Annotated in this window: 16 protein-coding genes; 4 read left to right on the top strand and 12 right to left on the bottom strand. The window is 62.9% G+C overall.

The genetic code is table 11. From position 1 onward, the window contains the following. The first annotated feature begins 165 nt into the window (after positions 1-165). A complete protein-coding gene (gene odc2, locus NKH95_RS21905) occupies positions 166-1299 on the top strand; it encodes an ornithine/lysine decarboxylase (RefSeq protein WP_023810036.1) in 1134 nt (377 codons plus the stop codon). 171 nt (positions 1300-1470) lie between these two features. Further along, positions 1471-2061, top strand: coding sequence for a GNAT family N-acetyltransferase (locus tag NKH95_RS21900; RefSeq protein WP_352441937.1), 591 nt, complete (start codon positions 1471-1473; stop codon positions 2059-2061). A 98-nt stretch (positions 2062-2159) separates the two neighbouring features. On the opposite strand, the gene NKH95_RS21895 is transcribed toward NKH95_RS21900, so the two are convergent. The 11 genes from NKH95_RS21895 to flhA form a co-directional block, all read right to left on the bottom strand. Then, positions 2160-2444 carry an SCP2 sterol-binding domain-containing protein gene (locus tag NKH95_RS21895; protein WP_013529756.1) on the bottom strand — a complete coding sequence of 95 codons (285 nt, stop codon included), beginning with the start codon at positions 2442-2444 and terminating at the stop codon, positions 2160-2162. Between the two features lie 197 nt (positions 2445-2641). Next, entirely contained in the window at positions 2642-3157 is a 516-nt protein-coding gene (locus NKH95_RS21890; RefSeq protein ID WP_023810033.1) for a hypothetical protein, read from the bottom strand. A 97-nt stretch (positions 3158-3254) separates the two neighbouring features. Further along, positions 3255-3680 (bottom strand): hypothetical protein, encoded by a 426-nt coding sequence (locus NKH95_RS21885; protein ID WP_127290460.1) that lies wholly within the window; start codon positions 3678-3680, stop codon positions 3255-3257. A gap of 12 nt (positions 3681-3692) precedes the next feature. After that, the gene (locus tag NKH95_RS21880) at positions 3693-4304 is read right to left on the bottom strand and encodes a rod-binding protein (protein WP_352441887.1); all 612 of its coding nucleotides are present in this window, start codon (positions 4302-4304) and stop codon (positions 3693-3695) included. A gap of 127 nt (positions 4305-4431) precedes the next feature. Continuing rightward, entirely contained in the window at positions 4432-5325 is an 894-nt protein-coding gene (locus NKH95_RS21875; RefSeq protein ID WP_023810030.1) for a carbohydrate ABC transporter permease, read from the bottom strand. 1 nt (position 5326) lies between these two features. Continuing rightward, on the bottom strand, positions 5327-6178 hold the full coding sequence (locus tag NKH95_RS21870) for a carbohydrate ABC transporter permease (protein WP_372337954.1): 852 nt from the start codon (positions 6176-6178) through the stop codon (positions 5327-5329). Between the two features lie 193 nt (positions 6179-6371). Further along, positions 6372-7697 (bottom strand): ABC transporter substrate-binding protein, encoded by a 1326-nt coding sequence (locus tag NKH95_RS21865; protein WP_352610372.1) that lies wholly within the window; start codon positions 7695-7697, stop codon positions 6372-6374. A 38-nt stretch (positions 7698-7735) separates the two neighbouring features. Then, positions 7736-8821: an ABC transporter ATP-binding protein gene (locus NKH95_RS21860; protein ID WP_127290452.1), complete on the bottom strand. Its 1086-nt coding sequence runs from the start codon at positions 8819-8821 to the stop codon at positions 7736-7738. 179 nt (positions 8822-9000) lie between these two features. Continuing rightward, a complete protein-coding gene (locus tag NKH95_RS21855; protein ID WP_352441889.1) occupies positions 9001-9384 on the bottom strand; it encodes a hypothetical protein in 384 nt (127 codons plus the stop codon). A 2-nt stretch (positions 9385-9386) separates the two neighbouring features. After that, a complete protein-coding gene (fliR, locus tag NKH95_RS21850; protein WP_352441890.1) occupies positions 9387-10139 on the bottom strand; it encodes a flagellar biosynthetic protein FliR in 753 nt (250 codons plus the stop codon). Next, positions 10136-12223, bottom strand: a complete 2088-nt coding sequence (flhA, locus tag NKH95_RS21845) for a flagellar biosynthesis protein FlhA (protein ID WP_352441891.1) — start codon at positions 12221-12223, stop codon at positions 10136-10138. The genes fliR and flhA overlap by 4 nt, the downstream gene beginning before the upstream one ends. A 148-nt stretch (positions 12224-12371) precedes the next feature. Between flhA and NKH95_RS21840 the strand changes: the two genes are divergently transcribed. Beyond that, complete coding sequence (locus tag NKH95_RS21840) at positions 12372-12671, top strand: putative quinol monooxygenase (protein ID WP_352441892.1); 300 nt, start codon at positions 12372-12374, stop codon at positions 12669-12671. A gap of 126 nt (positions 12672-12797) precedes the next feature. After that, the gene (locus tag NKH95_RS21835) at positions 12798-14579 is read left to right on the top strand and encodes a chloride channel protein (protein WP_352441893.1); all 1782 of its coding nucleotides are present in this window, start codon (positions 12798-12800) and stop codon (positions 14577-14579) included. 40 nt (positions 14580-14619) lie between these two features. On the opposite strand, the gene NKH95_RS21830 is transcribed toward NKH95_RS21835, so the two are convergent. Then, positions 14620-16263 carry an MFS transporter gene (locus NKH95_RS21830; protein WP_352893068.1) on the bottom strand — a complete coding sequence of 548 codons (1644 nt, stop codon included), beginning with the start codon at positions 16261-16263 and terminating at the stop codon, positions 14620-14622. Positions 16264-16476 lie beyond the last annotated feature (213 nt).

The following is a 16476-nucleotide window of genomic DNA, read 5'->3' as shown; positions in this document are numbered from 1 at the left end:
AGGCCAAGGTTCACCGCCGCGAGACGGCGCTTCATGGTTCCGGGGTCTCCACCGGCTGGTTCCATGAATTTCCGTCCCGCCTTTGTCCACCGCGAGTTCGCGAGGCCGACAGCCCGCGTCCCGCAGCCTTATTGCGCGCCGAAAGGCGCTGATGGAGAGACCCCGATGGCCACCCAGCGCATTCTTGACTTTCTCGCCACCCGACGTCCGACCGGCCCCTGCCTCGTCGTCGACCTCGATGTCGTGCGCGACAATTTCCGCGCCTTCGAGAAGGCGCTGCCTGATTCCAAGATCTACTATGCTGTGAAAGCAAACCCGGCGCCGGAAATCCTGCGCCTGCTTGCTGCGATGGGCTCGTCCTTCGACACCGCTTCCGTTGCCGAAGTCGAGATGGCGATGGACGCTGGTGCGCCGGCGGACCGCATCTCCTTCGGCAACACCATCAAGAAGGAGCGTGACATCGCACGCGCCTACCAGCTCGGCATCCGCCTGTTCGCGGTCGACTGCGTCGAAGAGGTCGAGAAGATCGCCCGCGTCGCTCCAGGCGCGCGCGTGTTCTGCCGCGTGCTGACCGATGGCGAGGGCGCCGAATGGCCGCTGTCGCGCAAGTTCGGCTGCGTGCCGGCGATGGCCGTCGACGTGCTGCGCCATGCCAAGGGGCTCGGCCTCGACGCCTATGGCGTATCGTTCCATGTCGGCTCGCAGCAGACCGACCTGACCGCCTGGGACCGTGCGCTGGCCGACGCCAAGGTGGTGTTCGCGACGCTCGCCGAAGAAGGCATCGTCTTGAAGATGGTCAATATGGGTGGTGGTTTCCCGACGCGCTATCTGCGTGACGTGCCGGCCGCCCAGGCCTATGGCCAGGCGATCTTCTCGGCGCTGCGCAAGCATTTCGGCAACGCGCTTCCCGAGACCATCATCGAGCCGGGCCGTGGCATGGTCGGCAATGCCGGCGTCATCAAGTCGGAAGTCGTGCTGATCTCGAAGAAAGCGGCCAACGACAATGTGCGCTGGGTGTTCCTCGACATCGGCAAGTTCGGCGGCCTGGCCGAGACGATGGACGAGGCGATCCGCTACCCGATCGTCACCGCGCATGACGGCACGGAGACAGCACCTTGCGTGCTCGCCGGCCCGACCTGCGATTCGGCCGACGTGATGTACGAGAAGACGCCCTATCCGCTGCCTTTGTCGCTGACGATCGGCGACGAGGTGCTGATCGAAGGCACCGGCGCCTACACGACCACCTACTCGGCGGTCGCCTTCAACGGCTTCGAGCCTCTCCGATCCTACGTGATCTGACGGCGCTTCCTCAGCGCATTTTCGGACGGCGAACCGGACACAACTTCGCCTGAAAATGCGCTGAGAGAGCCGATCAGATCACCCCAGGTGGGCGCCTGTCGTCCACCCGGGCTCGCCTGTGGAACAGATCTCCGCTCGCCAGGGATTGCGGAAATGGAAATGTCATTTGAAATGGAAATGCCAGTTGAAATTGGGGGCCACGCACCGGCCTTTGGGATGGTCGCCGAAACCGCCGCCGATGTCGCGGCGCGCGAGGCGTTGCTCGATCGGGCCATGGGGCCGAAGCGCAGGAAAAAGTCGTCGGAGAAGTTGCGGCGTGGCCGGCGGCCCTCGGAAGGGCTGGCCTTCGTCGCCCGCGATGCTTCGGGCGGCGTGGCCGGCACCGTGCGGCTGTGGGATGTCAGGCTGGGCGAGGGCGGTGCGGCCGCGCTGCTGCTTGGCCCGCTTGCCGTCGACCCGTCGCTCAAGAATGCCGGCATCGGCTCGGCGCTGATGCGCCATGCCATCGCCGAAGCGGCGCGTCTCGGCCATGCCGCTATCCTTTTGGTCGGCGATGCGCCCTATTACGCGCGCTTCGGCTTCTCGGCCGAGAAGACCGGTTCACTTGCCATGCCAGGACCCTATGAGCGGCACCGCCTGCTGGCGCTGGAACTGGTGGAAGGCGCGCTTGACGGCGTGCACGGCACGCTGAAGGCGGCCGGTCGCAAGCTGAAGGCGGCCGGCCGCAAGCTGAAGGCGCAGGAATTGATATCGGCGGCCTGAGACACGAAGCCGCCAGCATTTCATGCAAAAACGCCGCCCGAAAAAGGCGGCGTTTTTTCGCAATTGGTGGGTGCCGCCGCCTGGGCGGCTGGATGCCTTCAGCCGATCAGCTGGCTGAGCGCCATGGCGACGGTCATGTCGCCTTCGACCTTTATCTTGCCGGTCATGAACGCCATTGTCGGGTTCAGGTCGCCAGCGATCAGCGAATCCAGATCGTCGAGCGAGAGCTTGATGGTGCAGTCGGTGGGTGCATCGGTGTTCGAGACAGTCGCGCCGTCGATGACGATGACGCCGTCGCTGCCGGTGTCGAATTTCACGGAACGATCGAACCCGCTGCTGGCCACCCGCGACTTGATCTTCTCGGCAATCTCCTGAACGCTCACGCTGTTCTCCTTGTCTGGTTGCATCTGTCTCGCAACGGCGCTTCGATCCAGCCGAAGCCCATGCCGCGGTTTCGCGATCACGGTCGCTGCCGCATATAGCTTTGGGTTGACGTTTACGTCAACGCGGATTCGGGTGGCTGGTTCCTGCCCTTGCGGCAGGCGAGGCTCGATGTGACCGGGCCTGTGAGCAGGGCAACTCAGTGTTCCTTGAACGCCTTGGTCATTTCGGTCGCCGTTTCGCTTTTCTTGCGGCGCAGCCAGTTGTCGCGGATTTCGTCCTTCGACAGGAAATTGACCTGGTCAATCAGAACTTCATGCACCAAAGGCGCGCCGACACGCGCGTTGACGGTATCGCGGATTGCGGCGCGGAAGGCATCGAGATCGATGGTCGCCTTGTTGGTGAAGTCGATCTGCGGATTGGAATAGAGGTAGGAATAGACCTGGTCGGTGATCAGCGCTTCGGCCGGAATGGACAGCTTCTTTATCTGCTCGGGTTCGACGGTGTAGACGAGCTTGGTCAGGAAATAGCCGCCGATCTCAGAATCGCGGATCAGCGGCACCGAAATGATGTCGGTCTTGACGTAGTCGAGACCGCCCAGCATCGGCTTCGGCGTTTCGCCGACACCGCGCTCGCCGGCCGCCTGAAACGAATAGAACACGGCGCCGAGGGTTGCGGCGCAAATCCAGACGGCGATGGCGATGACCTTGATCATCTACTCTTGTCAGTCCCTTGATCCGTCCCTTGCGAAGGCGACGCGGCACTGCGCCGTTGCTTCGGCAGGATCTCCGAAGTGTCGCTCGTGTTCGGCATCATGCCTTCATCCAGCCGAACTCGCCGGCGGAGTAGGTGCCGTCGGTCTCGGCGCGCTGGATGGCGTGCCGCAGCAGGCTGGCGACTTCGTTGACCGCGCTGAGATGCGCGAGGATCGCCGCTTCGTTCTTCGCCAGCTTCTGGCGCAGCCGGGTCAGGCCCTCGCGGTGCTGTTCGAGGAATTCGGCTTCGCTGCCGCCCTTCATGGCGCGGGTCAACTCGTAGAGGTAGCGGCTCTTGCGGGCGTTCGATGCCTTGAGATCATAGTTGGTCGCGTTGCGGATGCCGGCGGTCTCTTCCTCGACCACTTCCTCGATGCGACCGATGATGGCGGCGAGGTTGCCGGGCCGCGCGAACGGGATCGGCGCTTCCGACGCGGTCGTGCGTGCTGGCAGGTTGGAGGTGGATTCCGAAAAGTCGGCCATGGCGTTTCCCGTTTAGATCTTGATATTTGTTTTTATGGTCGTCTCGTCACCGGTCATCGACCCCGCAGCCTTGCGCTGCAATTGGTGGACCAGCGAGGTCGACAGGCTGTTTTGCTGGTCGATCTCGGTCTTTTCCAACCCGCCCGAAACCGGACCGACCGGAACCACGCGCTTGCCTTCGAGATAGTGGTCGGCAAGCATCGACTTGGCGATGCCGATGCCACCGCGTTCGGCCATCACGTCGGCCACCCGCTCGGCAAGCTGCGATTTCCACATGTCGCCGGCCAGGCCCTTGCCGTAGACGCCCTCGGTATCCTTTGGCAGCATGTTCTGGATGAAGGTCTGCAGCACCATCGCCTCGAATTTCTTGAATTTGTTGGCCGGGTCGGTTGCAGCGGCGGCCTTGTCGGCGGTGGCGCGCGACAGGATCGAGCCGGCATCGACCGAAGCGGCGGTGTCGAGTGAAAACGTGCCCGCAGCGCCGCCGGCCCGTTTTGCCAGCGCGGCGCGGGCGGTCTCGATATCCGCCGGGTCGACGGCTCGGGCCACATCCATAACGATGTCGCTGGGTGGAGAAATCGCCAAGAAAGTCCGCCTTTTACCAGTTTTCCTTAGCCAGACCATGCCTCAACAAGCTTGTGGCAGGCTTGCGGGAAGGAGAGGGAGCGGAGTGCGGGGATCGGATCGAAGCTGCCGGCTCGCGCCATGCGTTGTCGGGCAGTTTTTTCCATCGTCGATTTCCGCCTCAGCTTCACTCCTTGACCGCGCCCGTCATCGAGGAGACGTAGTGTTCGACAAAGAATGAATAGAGCACCACCACCGGCAGCGAGCCGATCAGCGCGCCCGCCATCAGGGCTCCCCATTCATAGACGTCCGAACGCACGAGCTCGGTAAGCACGCCGACCGGCACGGTCTTGTTTTCGGACGACTGGATAAAAGTCAAAGCGTAGATGAATTCGTTCCATGACAGGGTGAAAGCGAAGATGCCGGCGGAGATCAGGCCGGGCACCGACAGCGGCAGAACTATCTTGGTCAGGATTTGCCAGCGGCTGGCGCCGTCGATCAGCGCGCATTCTTCCAGTTCGAAAGGGATCGAGCGGAAGTAGCCCATCAAGAGCCACGTGCAGAATGGAATGAGGAACGTCGGATAGGTGAGGATCAGCGCGAACGGCGTATCGTAAAGGCCGAGGTTGAAAACCATCACCGACAGGGGAATGAACAGAATCGAGGGCGGCACGAGATAGGCCAGGAAGATCGCCAAGCCGACCTGCCGCGCCCCGGAAAACCTCAAGCGTTCGATGGCATAGGCAGCGAACACCGCCGCCAGCAGCGACAGGAAAGTTGCGGCGGTCGAGATGATGATCGTGTTGAGAAGCCAACCCGGATAGGACGTGTCGAAGAGCAGATATCGAATATGCTCGAGCGTCGGATGGACGACCCAGAACGGGTTGAAATTGGCATAATCCGTCATCTCGAGATTGGGTTTCACCGCCGTGATCGTCATCCAGTAGAACGGGAACAGCAGCACGATGACGAATATCAGGAGCGGCAGATAAACGGTCACCACGCGCCGGGGCAGGCTTTGAAGATAGCCCATGCCGCCTTCATCCGTATTCGGACGGTTGTTCGTTTCGATCGCGGCCATGTCAGTCTCCACCGCCCTGCTGCCATTTACGACGTTGCAGCCCAAAATAGCTGAAAAGGATCGCCGCAAGCAGGAACGGGATCATCGCCACCGCGATCGCGGCTCCCTCGCCAAGCTGGCCGCCGGAAATGCCGCGCTGGAACGAGAGCGTCGCCATCAGATGGGTGGCATTCACCGGCCCGCCGCGAGTCAGCACATAGATCAGCTGGAAATCGGTGAAGGTGAACAGGACCGAAAAGGTCATGGTGATGGCGATGATCGGCGTCAGCAGCGGCAGCGTCACATAGCGGAACAACTGCCAACGGCTGGCGCCGTCGAGCGTCGCGGCCTCGTAAAGCGATTGGGGAATCGTCTGCAGGCCGGCCAGCAGCGTGATGGCCACGAAAGGAATGCCGCGCCAGACATTGGCAGCGATCACCGAGGCGCGTGCGTTCTCCGGATCGCCAAGGAAATTGATGCGGTGATCGATCAGTCCCATTTCCATAAGCGCCCACGACAGGATGGAGAACTGCGAATCGTAGATCCACCAGAAGGCGATGGCCGAGAGCACCGTCGGCACCACCCACGGCAGCAGGACAATCGCGCGGAAGAACGATTTGAAGGGAAGGTTCTGGTTGAGGAGGAGCGCTAGCCAGAGGCCGAGCGCGAATTTCAGGATCGAAGCGCTGATCGTATAGAGCAAGGTGTTGAAGACGGAGAGCCAGAAGACGGCGTCGCTCCACAGATATTCATAGTTTTCGATACCGATGAAGATACCGGGGCGGCCGATGCGGGCATCGGTGAAGCCGAGCCAGACGCCGAGCCCCAGCGGATAGGTCAGGAAGACGAGCAGCAGTGCAGCCGCCGGAAGCATGAAGCCGAAGCCAAGTGCGTTCCGGCTTTCGCTCCAGCGCGACAGAATCCGTGAGAAGATCGAAGATCGCGGCTGGATGGCAGCTGACGGCACGGCCATGGGTTGGCTCCTGCTGAGGTCTCATTGATAGGCCGGATCGGCCGCGACGCAATCCGAAGCCAGCCGGGCAGCCGCGCTGCCCGGCTGAGCAGGCTCAAACGCGATAATAGCGATTTGCCCGCTTCTCGGCCTCTTCCATTGCCTCTTGCGGCGTGGCCTGGCCGGTCACCGCTTTGGCGAACATGTCGACCAGCACGTAGTCGGCCATGGTTGCCGCCGAAGCATAGCCGAGCGGCCCGGCATAGCCGTTGGGCCGCAGAGTAGCCGAAGCCTTGGCGTAGGCGGCGTTGTTGGGATCGGCGGTCCACACTGGGTTGTTGTCGAATGCCTTCAGTGTCTGGCAGCAATATCCGGCCGAGGAGGTGATCCAGTCCTTCATTTGCGGTTCCTCGAACATGAACTGCAAATACGCCTTGGCCGCGTTGGGGTAGGGCGTGTAATTGAAGATGACAGCCGTGGTCACCTGGAACAATTCGACGGATTTGCCGACAGGACCGATGGGCAGGTTGGTCGTGCGTATGTCCTTGGCGATTTCAGCCAGCTTTGGATCTTTGTCCTTGTTGATCTTGGCGGTGTTGTAGGCGGAAATTCCATTGGCGATCACCCCCAGTTCGCCGGCCAGGAAGGCGCGGTTGTTGTTGACGTCGAGCCAGCTTTCGGTGCCTGGAATGAAGGTCTTGTAGAGCTCCTGCGCGTATTCGATCGCCTTGAGGGTCTCGGGGCTGTTGATCGTTACCTTGCCGCCCTCGTCGACCATCTGGCCGCCATGGCTCCACAGCAGCCAATGAGCATAGTTGTTGCCGTCGCCGACGCCGTGGCCATGCGTGAATCCGGCCGGATGTCCCTTCGCTTGCAAGGCCTTGCAAAGTTCCAGGAAGCCTTTCGTGTCCTTTGGAAACTCCGAAAAGCCGGCCTCTTTCACCCAGCTTTCGCGATAGACGATGGCATTTCCGATCGTGGCCAGTGGCAGGCCGATGAATTTGCCTTCCCGGGTCGCATATTGCTTTGGTCCATCATGCCAGCCGCCATATTTCGAGCCGAGATACTCGCCCAGTTCACTCACGTCGTGCAGCTTGTCGGGATATTGGTGCGGGTCGTCGAACCAGACGAACATCAGGTCGGGGCCGGATCCGACATTTGCCGCGACTGCCGCCTTGGGGCGAATGTCCTCCCAACTTTCCTTGTCGACACGGACCGCGACACCGGTCGCTTCGGTGAAGCGCTTGGTGTTGGCCAGCCATTGGTCCTCGTCGCCCTGGACGAAGGGCGACCAGCGCAGCAGTCTAAGCTTGGCGCCATCCTCGGGTTTGTATTTCGGTCCGTCCTGGGCAAGGGCCGGAGAGCTGATGAACCGACTTCCCAAGGCACCCGCCGCCGCGCCGGCGGTGGTGCGGATCACGTCGCGTCTGGTGAACTTCATGCTCGTTTCCTCCTGTTTGTTGTCCTTGCCTTGTGGTCCTACTGATCGGTACGTGTTTGGAACCTCTGTCCGGTTTCTGCGTGAAAGAGATGGATAAGGCTGGGCTCGGCCGTAAGCCGAATGGTTTCGCCCGGCGTAAAGGAATGTCGTTCCCGGAAATTGGCGACGATCTCTTCGCCGCCGGCTGTCCTGCCGATGAGCTGCACTTCGGACCCGGTTGGTTCAACCACCGCGACGGTGACCGGAATGCCCTGCTCGTCGGACAGCCGCAAATGCTCGGGCCTTATTCCCAGCACCACAGGCTCGCCATTGCGGATGGAAAGTGCCGAGGCCAACGGGACTGAAATCCCTCCGGCGCCGCGGAACGAGGGTGAGCCGTCGGTAGCGATCTCGCCCCTCAGCAAATTCATGGCCGGCGAGCCGATAAAGCTGGCGACAAAAAGATTGTTCGGACGGTCATAAAGTTCCAGCGGCGGCCCTATCTGCTCGACGATGCCGTCATGCATGACCACGATCTTGTCAGCCATGGTCATGGCTTCGATCTGATCGTGGGTGACGTAGACTGTCGTGGTCTTGAGGCGCTGGTGCAGTTCCTTGATCTCGGCGCGCATCTGCACTCTGAGTTTGGCGTCGAGATTGGACAGCGGTTCGTCGAAGAGAAACACCGCCGGATCACGCACGATCGCGCGGCCCATTGCGACGCGCTGGCGCTGGCCGCCGGAAAGCTGCCGAGGATAGCGCGCCAGCAACGGCACCAGCCCAAGGATTTCGGCTGCGCGGCGCACGCCGGCATCACTCTCCGGCTTGGAAACTCCTTTGAGCATCAGCGAGAACGCCATGTTCTCGGCGACGGTCATGTGTGGATAGAGCGCATAGTTCTGGAAGACCATGGCGACGTCGCGCTCCTTGGGCGCAACGTTGTTGACGACACGTTCGCCAATCGCGATCTGGCCGCGTGAAATCTTTTCCAGGCCGGCGATCATTCTGAGAAGGGTTGATTTTCCGCAGCCCGAGGGTCCGACCAGAGTGACGAACTCGCCGTCCTCGATGTTCACGCTGACCCCGTGCAGGATCTCGACAGCGCCGAATGATTTATAGACTTCGCCAATTGCGACAGACGCCATCGGTCCTCCCAACAATTCCCGCGACGTCGTCGAAGGAACAACGCTTCCGCTAGCGACAGCCCTGGCTCCTCCCAAGCTCACGCTAGGCCGAAACGGTAGCGCTACCAAACCGGGCTGTAAAGCGTTTACGGGAAAGCCGAACCTTGGAGGGGCCGCTTCGCGCCACACAATCGTCCCAGCTACTCCTGCGTCCGCTTCTGCGCGATGATATCGAGCCGCTCGCGGTCGGAGCGTTCGCGTTCGTCGCGGTTGCGTACGTCCTTGTAGGCGCGCTCGACCATGTTGGTGCGGGCGGTCGCCGCGGCGATGAGGTTGGCTTCCTGCCTGGCGCTCGCCAGGTTCGCTTCCTGGCGCACGACCGCCTGGGCAATGCGGCGATGGTAGAGATCGGGAAACAGGGCGGAGAGCGAATCGGCCTGGTCGAAATGGCCGACCAGTTCCTTGGCCTCGGCCTCGGCGGCACTGGCCGCCGCAAGGAAGGTGGCGTGGCGGGTTTCGTGCAGCGCCTTCAGCTGTTCCTGCACCTTGACCAGCTTCTTGAGGCGGTCCTCGCGCGTGCTCATTTCTACCTCGCCAATGTCAGGTCGACGAAGCCGTCGACGAACAGCGACAGCATGGTGCCGACGGCGAAATAGAAGATGATCATGCCGCCGGCGATGATGAAGGGCTGGGAGATGAAATAGATGGGGATCTGCGGGGTCAGCTTGTTGACGAAGCCGATCGTCAGATTGACGAGAATGGCATAGGCGACGAACGGGCTGCCGAGGCGGATGACCAGGAAGAAGGTGTCCGACACCGTGTCGGTGACATCGACAAGGGCTGCCTGCGGGTTGAAGAAGATGTTGACCGGCGCGACCGTGTAGGAGGAAACCAGCGCGTGTATTATTTCGTGGTCGAAATCGAAGACGAACAGCATCAAAAGCGCCGAGAACGAGATGATGGCGGCAAGGGCTGCCTGGGGTTCGGGCTCCTCGATCGCCGGTCCGCCGCTGCCGCCATAGCCCACCAGCATGGCGATGGCCGAGCCCATGAAGCGCAGGGCTTCCATGTAGAGCCTGGTCATGGCGCCGATCAGGCCGCCGACCAGAAGTTCCGAGATGATCATCGGCACCAGGATCTGAGGGCGCGGGTCGACGAAAGGGAAGATCTTGTCCCACAGGAAGGCGAGCAGGCCGCCGGTGGCGGCGACCGCCACGAACAGCCTGACCTGGACCGGGACGCGGGCGCTGGACAGGCCCGGCATCAGCATGAAGCAGGCGCCAATGCGGCAGAAGGCGAGGAACGCCGCGATGACGACGCCTTGCGAAAGCACGCTCACGATATGGTTCCGAGCACCTTGATCTCGACGCCCTTGGCGATTTCGACGTGGCTGAGCACAGGCAGCGTGGTGAACAGCCGTTCGATGATCATGCGCACATAGGGGCGGGCGTCGGGCGCGGTGACGAGGACGAAACGTTCGCCGGCTTCCAGATATTTCTTGATCGCCTTGGTGGCGTCCTGGCCGAACTCCTCGAGCTGGCGCGGGTCGATGTCGAATTCGCGCACCTCGCCCTTGGCGTCGCGTTTGAGGCTCTGGTGGAAGGCGAGGTCCCAGCGGTTGCCGAGGCGAAGCACCTTCAGCACGCCGCCCTCGGAGAGGTCGCCGCAGATCTGCTGGGCCATGCGGATGCGGACATGCTCGACGATCTGCTCGGTGCGGCGCACATGTGGCGCGATCTCGGCGATCGCCTCGATGATCAGGTGCAGGTTGCGGATCGAGACGCGCTCGGCCAGCAGCAGCTTCAGCACCGCCTGCAGGCCGGGATAGGAGATGTGCGTGGTGCAGATCTCGTCGGCGAGCTTGCGGTACTCCTGGTCCTGGCGTTCGAGCAAGGCCTTCATGTCCTTGTAGGACAGAAGCTGCGGCAGGTTGTTGCGGATGACTTCGGAGAGGTGGGTGAGCAGCACCGACATGTTGTCGGCGAAGGTGTAGTTCTCGCGCTTCAGATCCTCGGCAAAGGCTTCGACGACGGAATAGGCGCGCATGCCGAAGGCCGGCTCACGGATTTCCTCGCCCGGTATCTCGGGGACGTCGCGATTGCCGAGCAGCACCATGATCTCGCCGACACGCATCTGATACTCGGCCACCACGGTGCCGTGCACCTTGATCTGGTAGCTCTTCGGCGGGATGGCGAAATCGTCGGCGACACGCACTTCCGGCACCACGAAGCCGTACTGGGTGGCGAATTTCTTGCGCATCTTGCCCATGCGAAAAACCAGTTCCTGATGCGACGTCAGCAGTCTTGTCGACAGCTGCTTTCCTATCAGAAGCTCGATCTCGGCGGTGGCGAGCGAGGCCTTGACCGAGTTCTTCTCCTCCTCGACCTTGGTCGCCTTTTCCTGGTCTTTGATCGCCTCGGCTTCGGCGACGGCGCGGTTGGCGCGCATCGGGATGACGTAGCCGAGGCCGGCCATGCCGGCGGCCAGCGCAAAGAACGGGAACAGCGGCAGGCCGGGCATCAGGCCGAGCAGGACCAGCAGCGATGCCGCGACATAGAGGGCGCGTGGGTGGGCGCCGAGTTGGCCGAACACCGCCTGGTTGGTCGAGCCGCGGGTGCCGCCCTTGGAGACGAGCAGGCCGGCGGCGAGCGACACGATCAGTGCCGGGATCTGGGTGACGAGGCCGTCGCCGACCGACAGCTTGATGAACACGTCGGCGGCTTCGCCCATGCCCATGCCGTGCCTGATGTAGCCGATGGCAATGCCGCCGACGATGTTGATGGCGGTGATGATGAGGCCGGCGATGGCGTCGCCGCGCACGAACTTCGAGGCGCCGTCCATTGAGCCGAAGAATGAAGATTCTTCTTCCAGTTCGCGGCGGCGCAGCTGCGCGGTCTTGTCGTCGATCATGCCGGCGGAGAGATCGGCGTCGATCGACATCTGCTTGCCGGGGATGGCATCGAGGGTGAAGCGCGCGCCGACTTCGGCGATACGGGTGGCGCCCTTGGTGATGACGATGAAGTTCACCACGATCAGGATCATGAAGACGATCAGGCCGATGACGAAGTCGCTGGCCATCACCAGCTTGGAGAAGCCGGCAATGACATAGCCGGCGGCATGCGTGCCCTCATTGCCATGCGACAGGATCATGCGCGTGGTGGCGATGTTGAGCGACAGCCGCAGCATGGTGGCGATGAGCAGCACGGTCGGGAACGACGAGAAATCGAGCGGCCGCTGGATCCACAGCGCCACCATCAGGATCAGCACCGAAAGCGCGATCGAGAAGGCGAGGCCGATGTCGATGAGAAAGGCCGGAATCGGCAGGAACAGCACGGCCAGGATGATGACGATGCCGATGGCGAAGAAGACGTCGCGGCCGTTCTTGGCCACCGCGCCGGGCTGAATGCTTTCGCTGATCGCCATATCGTCCTCAAACCCCATACACTGCCGAGCGCGCGACAGCCCTGTGAGGGTAGTCCGCCAAGCTTGCGCGAGGGTGGGAGACTGGCTAGTCCGAACGATCATGCGCAGGCCGCCGTGTCGGTCGGCCTTGTAAAGAAGGGAAAACCGCATGCTTCTGATCATCGGCACCATCCGCTTGCCGCCAAACAAACTGGAAGAAGCCAAGCCCGCTATGGAACGCATGGTTTCCGGCAGCCGCGCCGAGTCCGGCTGCATCCAATATTCCTATGCGCAGGATGTTTTCGATGCCGGGCTCATCCGGGTCACGGAAGTCTGGAGCGACAGGGCAGCGCTCGACGCGCATTTCGCCTCGCCGCACATTGCGGACTGGCGTGCGAGCTGGCCGGCGCTTGGCATAGGCGAGCGCAACCTCGTGCTCTATGAAGCCGGCGAGCCCATGCCGACCTGAACGGTCCATCGGCCGATCGATATCGCGCCCGCTATGTGGTGTCTGTCGGCATTGTGGTTGCCATGCCGTGCCGCCGGGCGTATCAGGCTGGCTTTCCACTGCCTTTCGATATCGGCGAGCCGCCCCGTGCTTTCCAGAAACCACAGCGAAGTCTACGCCCGCCGGCTGCGCGCGGTGCTGGTCAGGTCGTTGCCTCTGCTCGAGGCACGCGGCATCGTGGTGGTCATCCTCGCAGGTGTCGTAGGCGTGATGGCTGGCATATTGGTCACGGCGATGAGCCAGATCGTGCAGGACCTGCACGGGCTGCTGTTCGGCGTTCAGCCAGGCGGCCGGCTTTCCGGCATGTTCTCGCTCGCCAATCCGATGCAGGCGCTGATACCGGCGATCGGCGGCATGCTGCTGGGGCTGACGGTGGTCTGGCTCAGGATACGGAAATTCCGCACGCCGATCGACCCGATCGAAGCCAATGCGCTCTATGGCGGGCGCATGTCGCTGACCGACACCTTCATCATCGCCGGCCAGACGATGATCTCCAGCGGTTTTGGCGCCTCGGTCGGGCTGGAAGCCGGCTATACGCAGGTTGGCTCCGGGCTGGCATCGCGGCTGGCGGGCATCTTCAGGCTGCGCCGCAACGATGTCCGCATCCTGGTCGGCTGTGGTGCGGCCGGCGCCATCGCCGCCGCCTTCGATGCACCGCTGACCGGCGCCTTCTACGGCTTCGAATTGGTCATCGGCATCTACTCTGTCGCCAATGTCGCGCCGGTCTTGACAGCCGCGATCTGCGCCTCGCTGACCGCCGAAATGTTCGGCGGCGTGCCGTTTCCGCTCGAGCTTTCGGGCCTGCCGGCGCTCACCGCCAGCCAGTATGTGCCGTTCCTGCTGCTCGGCCTGCTCGGCGGTGCCGCCTCGATCGCCATCATGCATCTGGTGACACTGATCGAGCGCGGTTTTGCCAGACTGTCGATCGATGCGGCGCTGCGCCCCGTCATCGGTGGCGTCATCGTCGGGCTGCTGGGTCTTATCACCCCGCAAGTGCTGTCCAGCGGCCATGGCGCGCTGCATCGCGAATTCTCGATGAATTACGGGCTGGCCGTGGTGGCGAGCGTCTTCGTGCTCAAGCTGACGGCGTCGGCGGTGTCGCTGGGGTCGGGTTTTCGCGGCGGATTGTTCTTCGCCTCGCTGTTCCTCGGCGCGCTGCTCGGCAAGGCATTCGCGGATGTGATGATTGTCGTCTCGCCAGCAACCGGCATCGACCCTGCCGTTGCCGCCGTCGTCGGCATGACGTCGCTCGCAGTCGGTGTCGTCGGCGGTCCGCTGACGATGACCTTCCTGGCGCTGGAATCGACCCGCGACCTGACGCTGACCGGCGTTGTGCTGGCGGCCTCGATCATGTCGGCGATCCTGGTGCGCGAGACCTTCGGCTACTCGTTCTCGACATGGCGCTTCCATTTGCGCGGCGAGACCATCCGCAGCGCCCACGATGTTGGCTGGATGCGCAGCCTCACAGTCGGCTCGATGATGCGCAAGGACATCAAGACCATCTATGCCTCGACGACGCTGGCAGCCTTCCGCAAGCAAGTGCCGCTCGGCTCTGCCCAGCGCGTCATCGCCGTCGACGCGGGCGACCACTATGTCGGCGTGCTGATCGTAGCCGAACTGCACAGCGATCCTTCCGGCGGCGAGGTCCCGGTGCGCGATCTTGCCAAATACAAGGACGCGGTGCTGGTGCCGAGCATGAACGTGCAGGCCGCCGCGGAAACATTCCAGCGCGCCGGCGCCGAAGAACTCGCTGTCGTCGAGGATTTCACCGACCACATCGTGCTGGGCCTGTTGACCGAAGGCCATCTGATGCGGCGCTATGCCGAGGAACTCGACAAGGCGCGCCGCGACCTGTCGGGCGAGGGGTAACGAAGGCCAAGCCGGATGCCTGTCACAGTGGTTGCGGAGCCTAGTGCTCGATCGGTCCCTTGGCCATCACAAGCGCCGTGCCGGCGGTGGTCGGACGCTCGATCATACGCCGCACGCGCGGCGGTTCGTCGCCGCTGTGCAGGGCCCGCACGCGTTCGCCGATGACAGCGTCGGCATGGGTGATGCGTCCATTGTGCCTGATATATTCGATCCAGGTCGGCGTGTGATAATGCTCGATCCATACGGTGGGATTCTCGAGATCGCGCGCCAGCGTCCAGTTGCGGGCGCCGTCACGACGGCGGATGCGGCCGCGTTCGGCCATGATGGCGAGGAACTCCGGTTCGTCCTCGTGCCGGATCACATACTCGATCATGATGGCGATGGGACCACTGCGCGGCTTCAGGTCAAGCGCAAGGTGCGGTTCCTTGAAGCGATTGAGCGGGTCGAGGTTGAGCACCTGCTGTTGCGGCAGCGGGAGCAAAAGACCGATGGCGCCGCCGGCCAGCATGGCGACGCTGGCTGCGATCAGCGCGGTTTCGGCGCCGTGCGCATCGGCGACGACACCCCAGATCCAGCTGCCGAGCGCGATGCCGCCGAAAGTCGCGGTCTGGTAGACCGACAGCACCCGGCCGACCACCCAGCGCGGCGTCGCCATCTGCACCGTGACGTTGAAATGCGAAAGCGCGATCACCCAGCAGGCGCCGCCGACAAGCAGGCCGAGCGACGTCTGCCAGGCATGCTGGCTGACGGCGGCATTGAATGCGCAGACAGCGAAGCCGGCAAAAGCACAGCGCACCATCGTCTCACTGGACAGCAACTGCCGCAGCCTGACGCTGATCAAGGCGCCGCCGACCGCGCCGATGCCGAAGGCGCCGAGCATGATGCCATAGGTCAGCGCATCGCCCTTGACGACATCGCGCGCCACCAGAGGCAGCAACGCAAGCACAGCGCCTGCACTGAAGCCGAACGCAGCACCTCTGACCAGCACCTTGCCGATGTTGGGCGACATGGCGACATAGCGCAGGCCGGCGCCCATGGCGGCCCCCAGCGATTCGCGCGGCAAGGTCGATACCGGCACGTCCGGCTTCCAGCGCGCCAGCACGACGATCAGGCCGATATAGCTCACCGCATTCGCCGCGAAGGCGGCCGCCGCACCGGCCGCGGCGACAATGATGCCGCCAATCGCGGGACCGACGCTGCGCGTCAGGTTAAAGCCCATCGAATTGAGGGCGACGGCCGCCGGCACCTTGTTGCGGGGAACGATATCGCCGACGGAGGCTTGCCATGATGGGCTGTTGAGCGCGGTGCCGCTGTCGATCAGGAAGGTGAAGGCGAGCAGCGTCCACGGCGTGATCAGGCCTGAATAGGTGAACAGGGTCAGAAGCACCGACACCGCCAGCATGAAGGTCTGGGCGACCAGCATCACCTTGCGCCGGTCGAAACTGTCGGCGATGGCGCCGGCGACGAGTGCAAACAGCATGATCGGCAAGGTGGTCGAAGCCTGGACCAGGGCCACCTGATAGGGCGAGGTGGCGATCGTGGTCATCATCCAGGCGGCGCCGACACCCTGGATCAGGCCACCGAAATTCGAGACGAGACTTGCGCCCCACACGGCGCGGAAAATGCCGTGACGGAAGGGCGCCAGCGCCGAGACGCTCTCGCTGTCCGGCTTTTCGTCAATCATTTGGGTTCCTGCCATGTCGTGCCTGCTCGTCAGACAATCCGTTTGCGCAGACCGTTTGCCGAAAGTAGGGCATGGCGCCGCAAAGGGCAAAAAAGCTCATGGTCCAACAATGGGATAGAGGCGGTCCAGGCCTTGTCTGCAGTGGGTCCGGAGGTGCCGCGGGGATCAGCGGCGTCTGTCTTCAGACAAGGGCGAACGGCATGGCGCGCGGGC

Source organism: Mesorhizobium sp. M0848 (assembly GCF_040319805.1).
Classification (GTDB): domain Bacteria; phylum Pseudomonadota; class Alphaproteobacteria; order Rhizobiales; family Rhizobiaceae; genus Mesorhizobium.
Note: the sequence above shows the minus strand (reverse complement) of the source record. Positions and strands in the feature narration are given on the sequence as shown.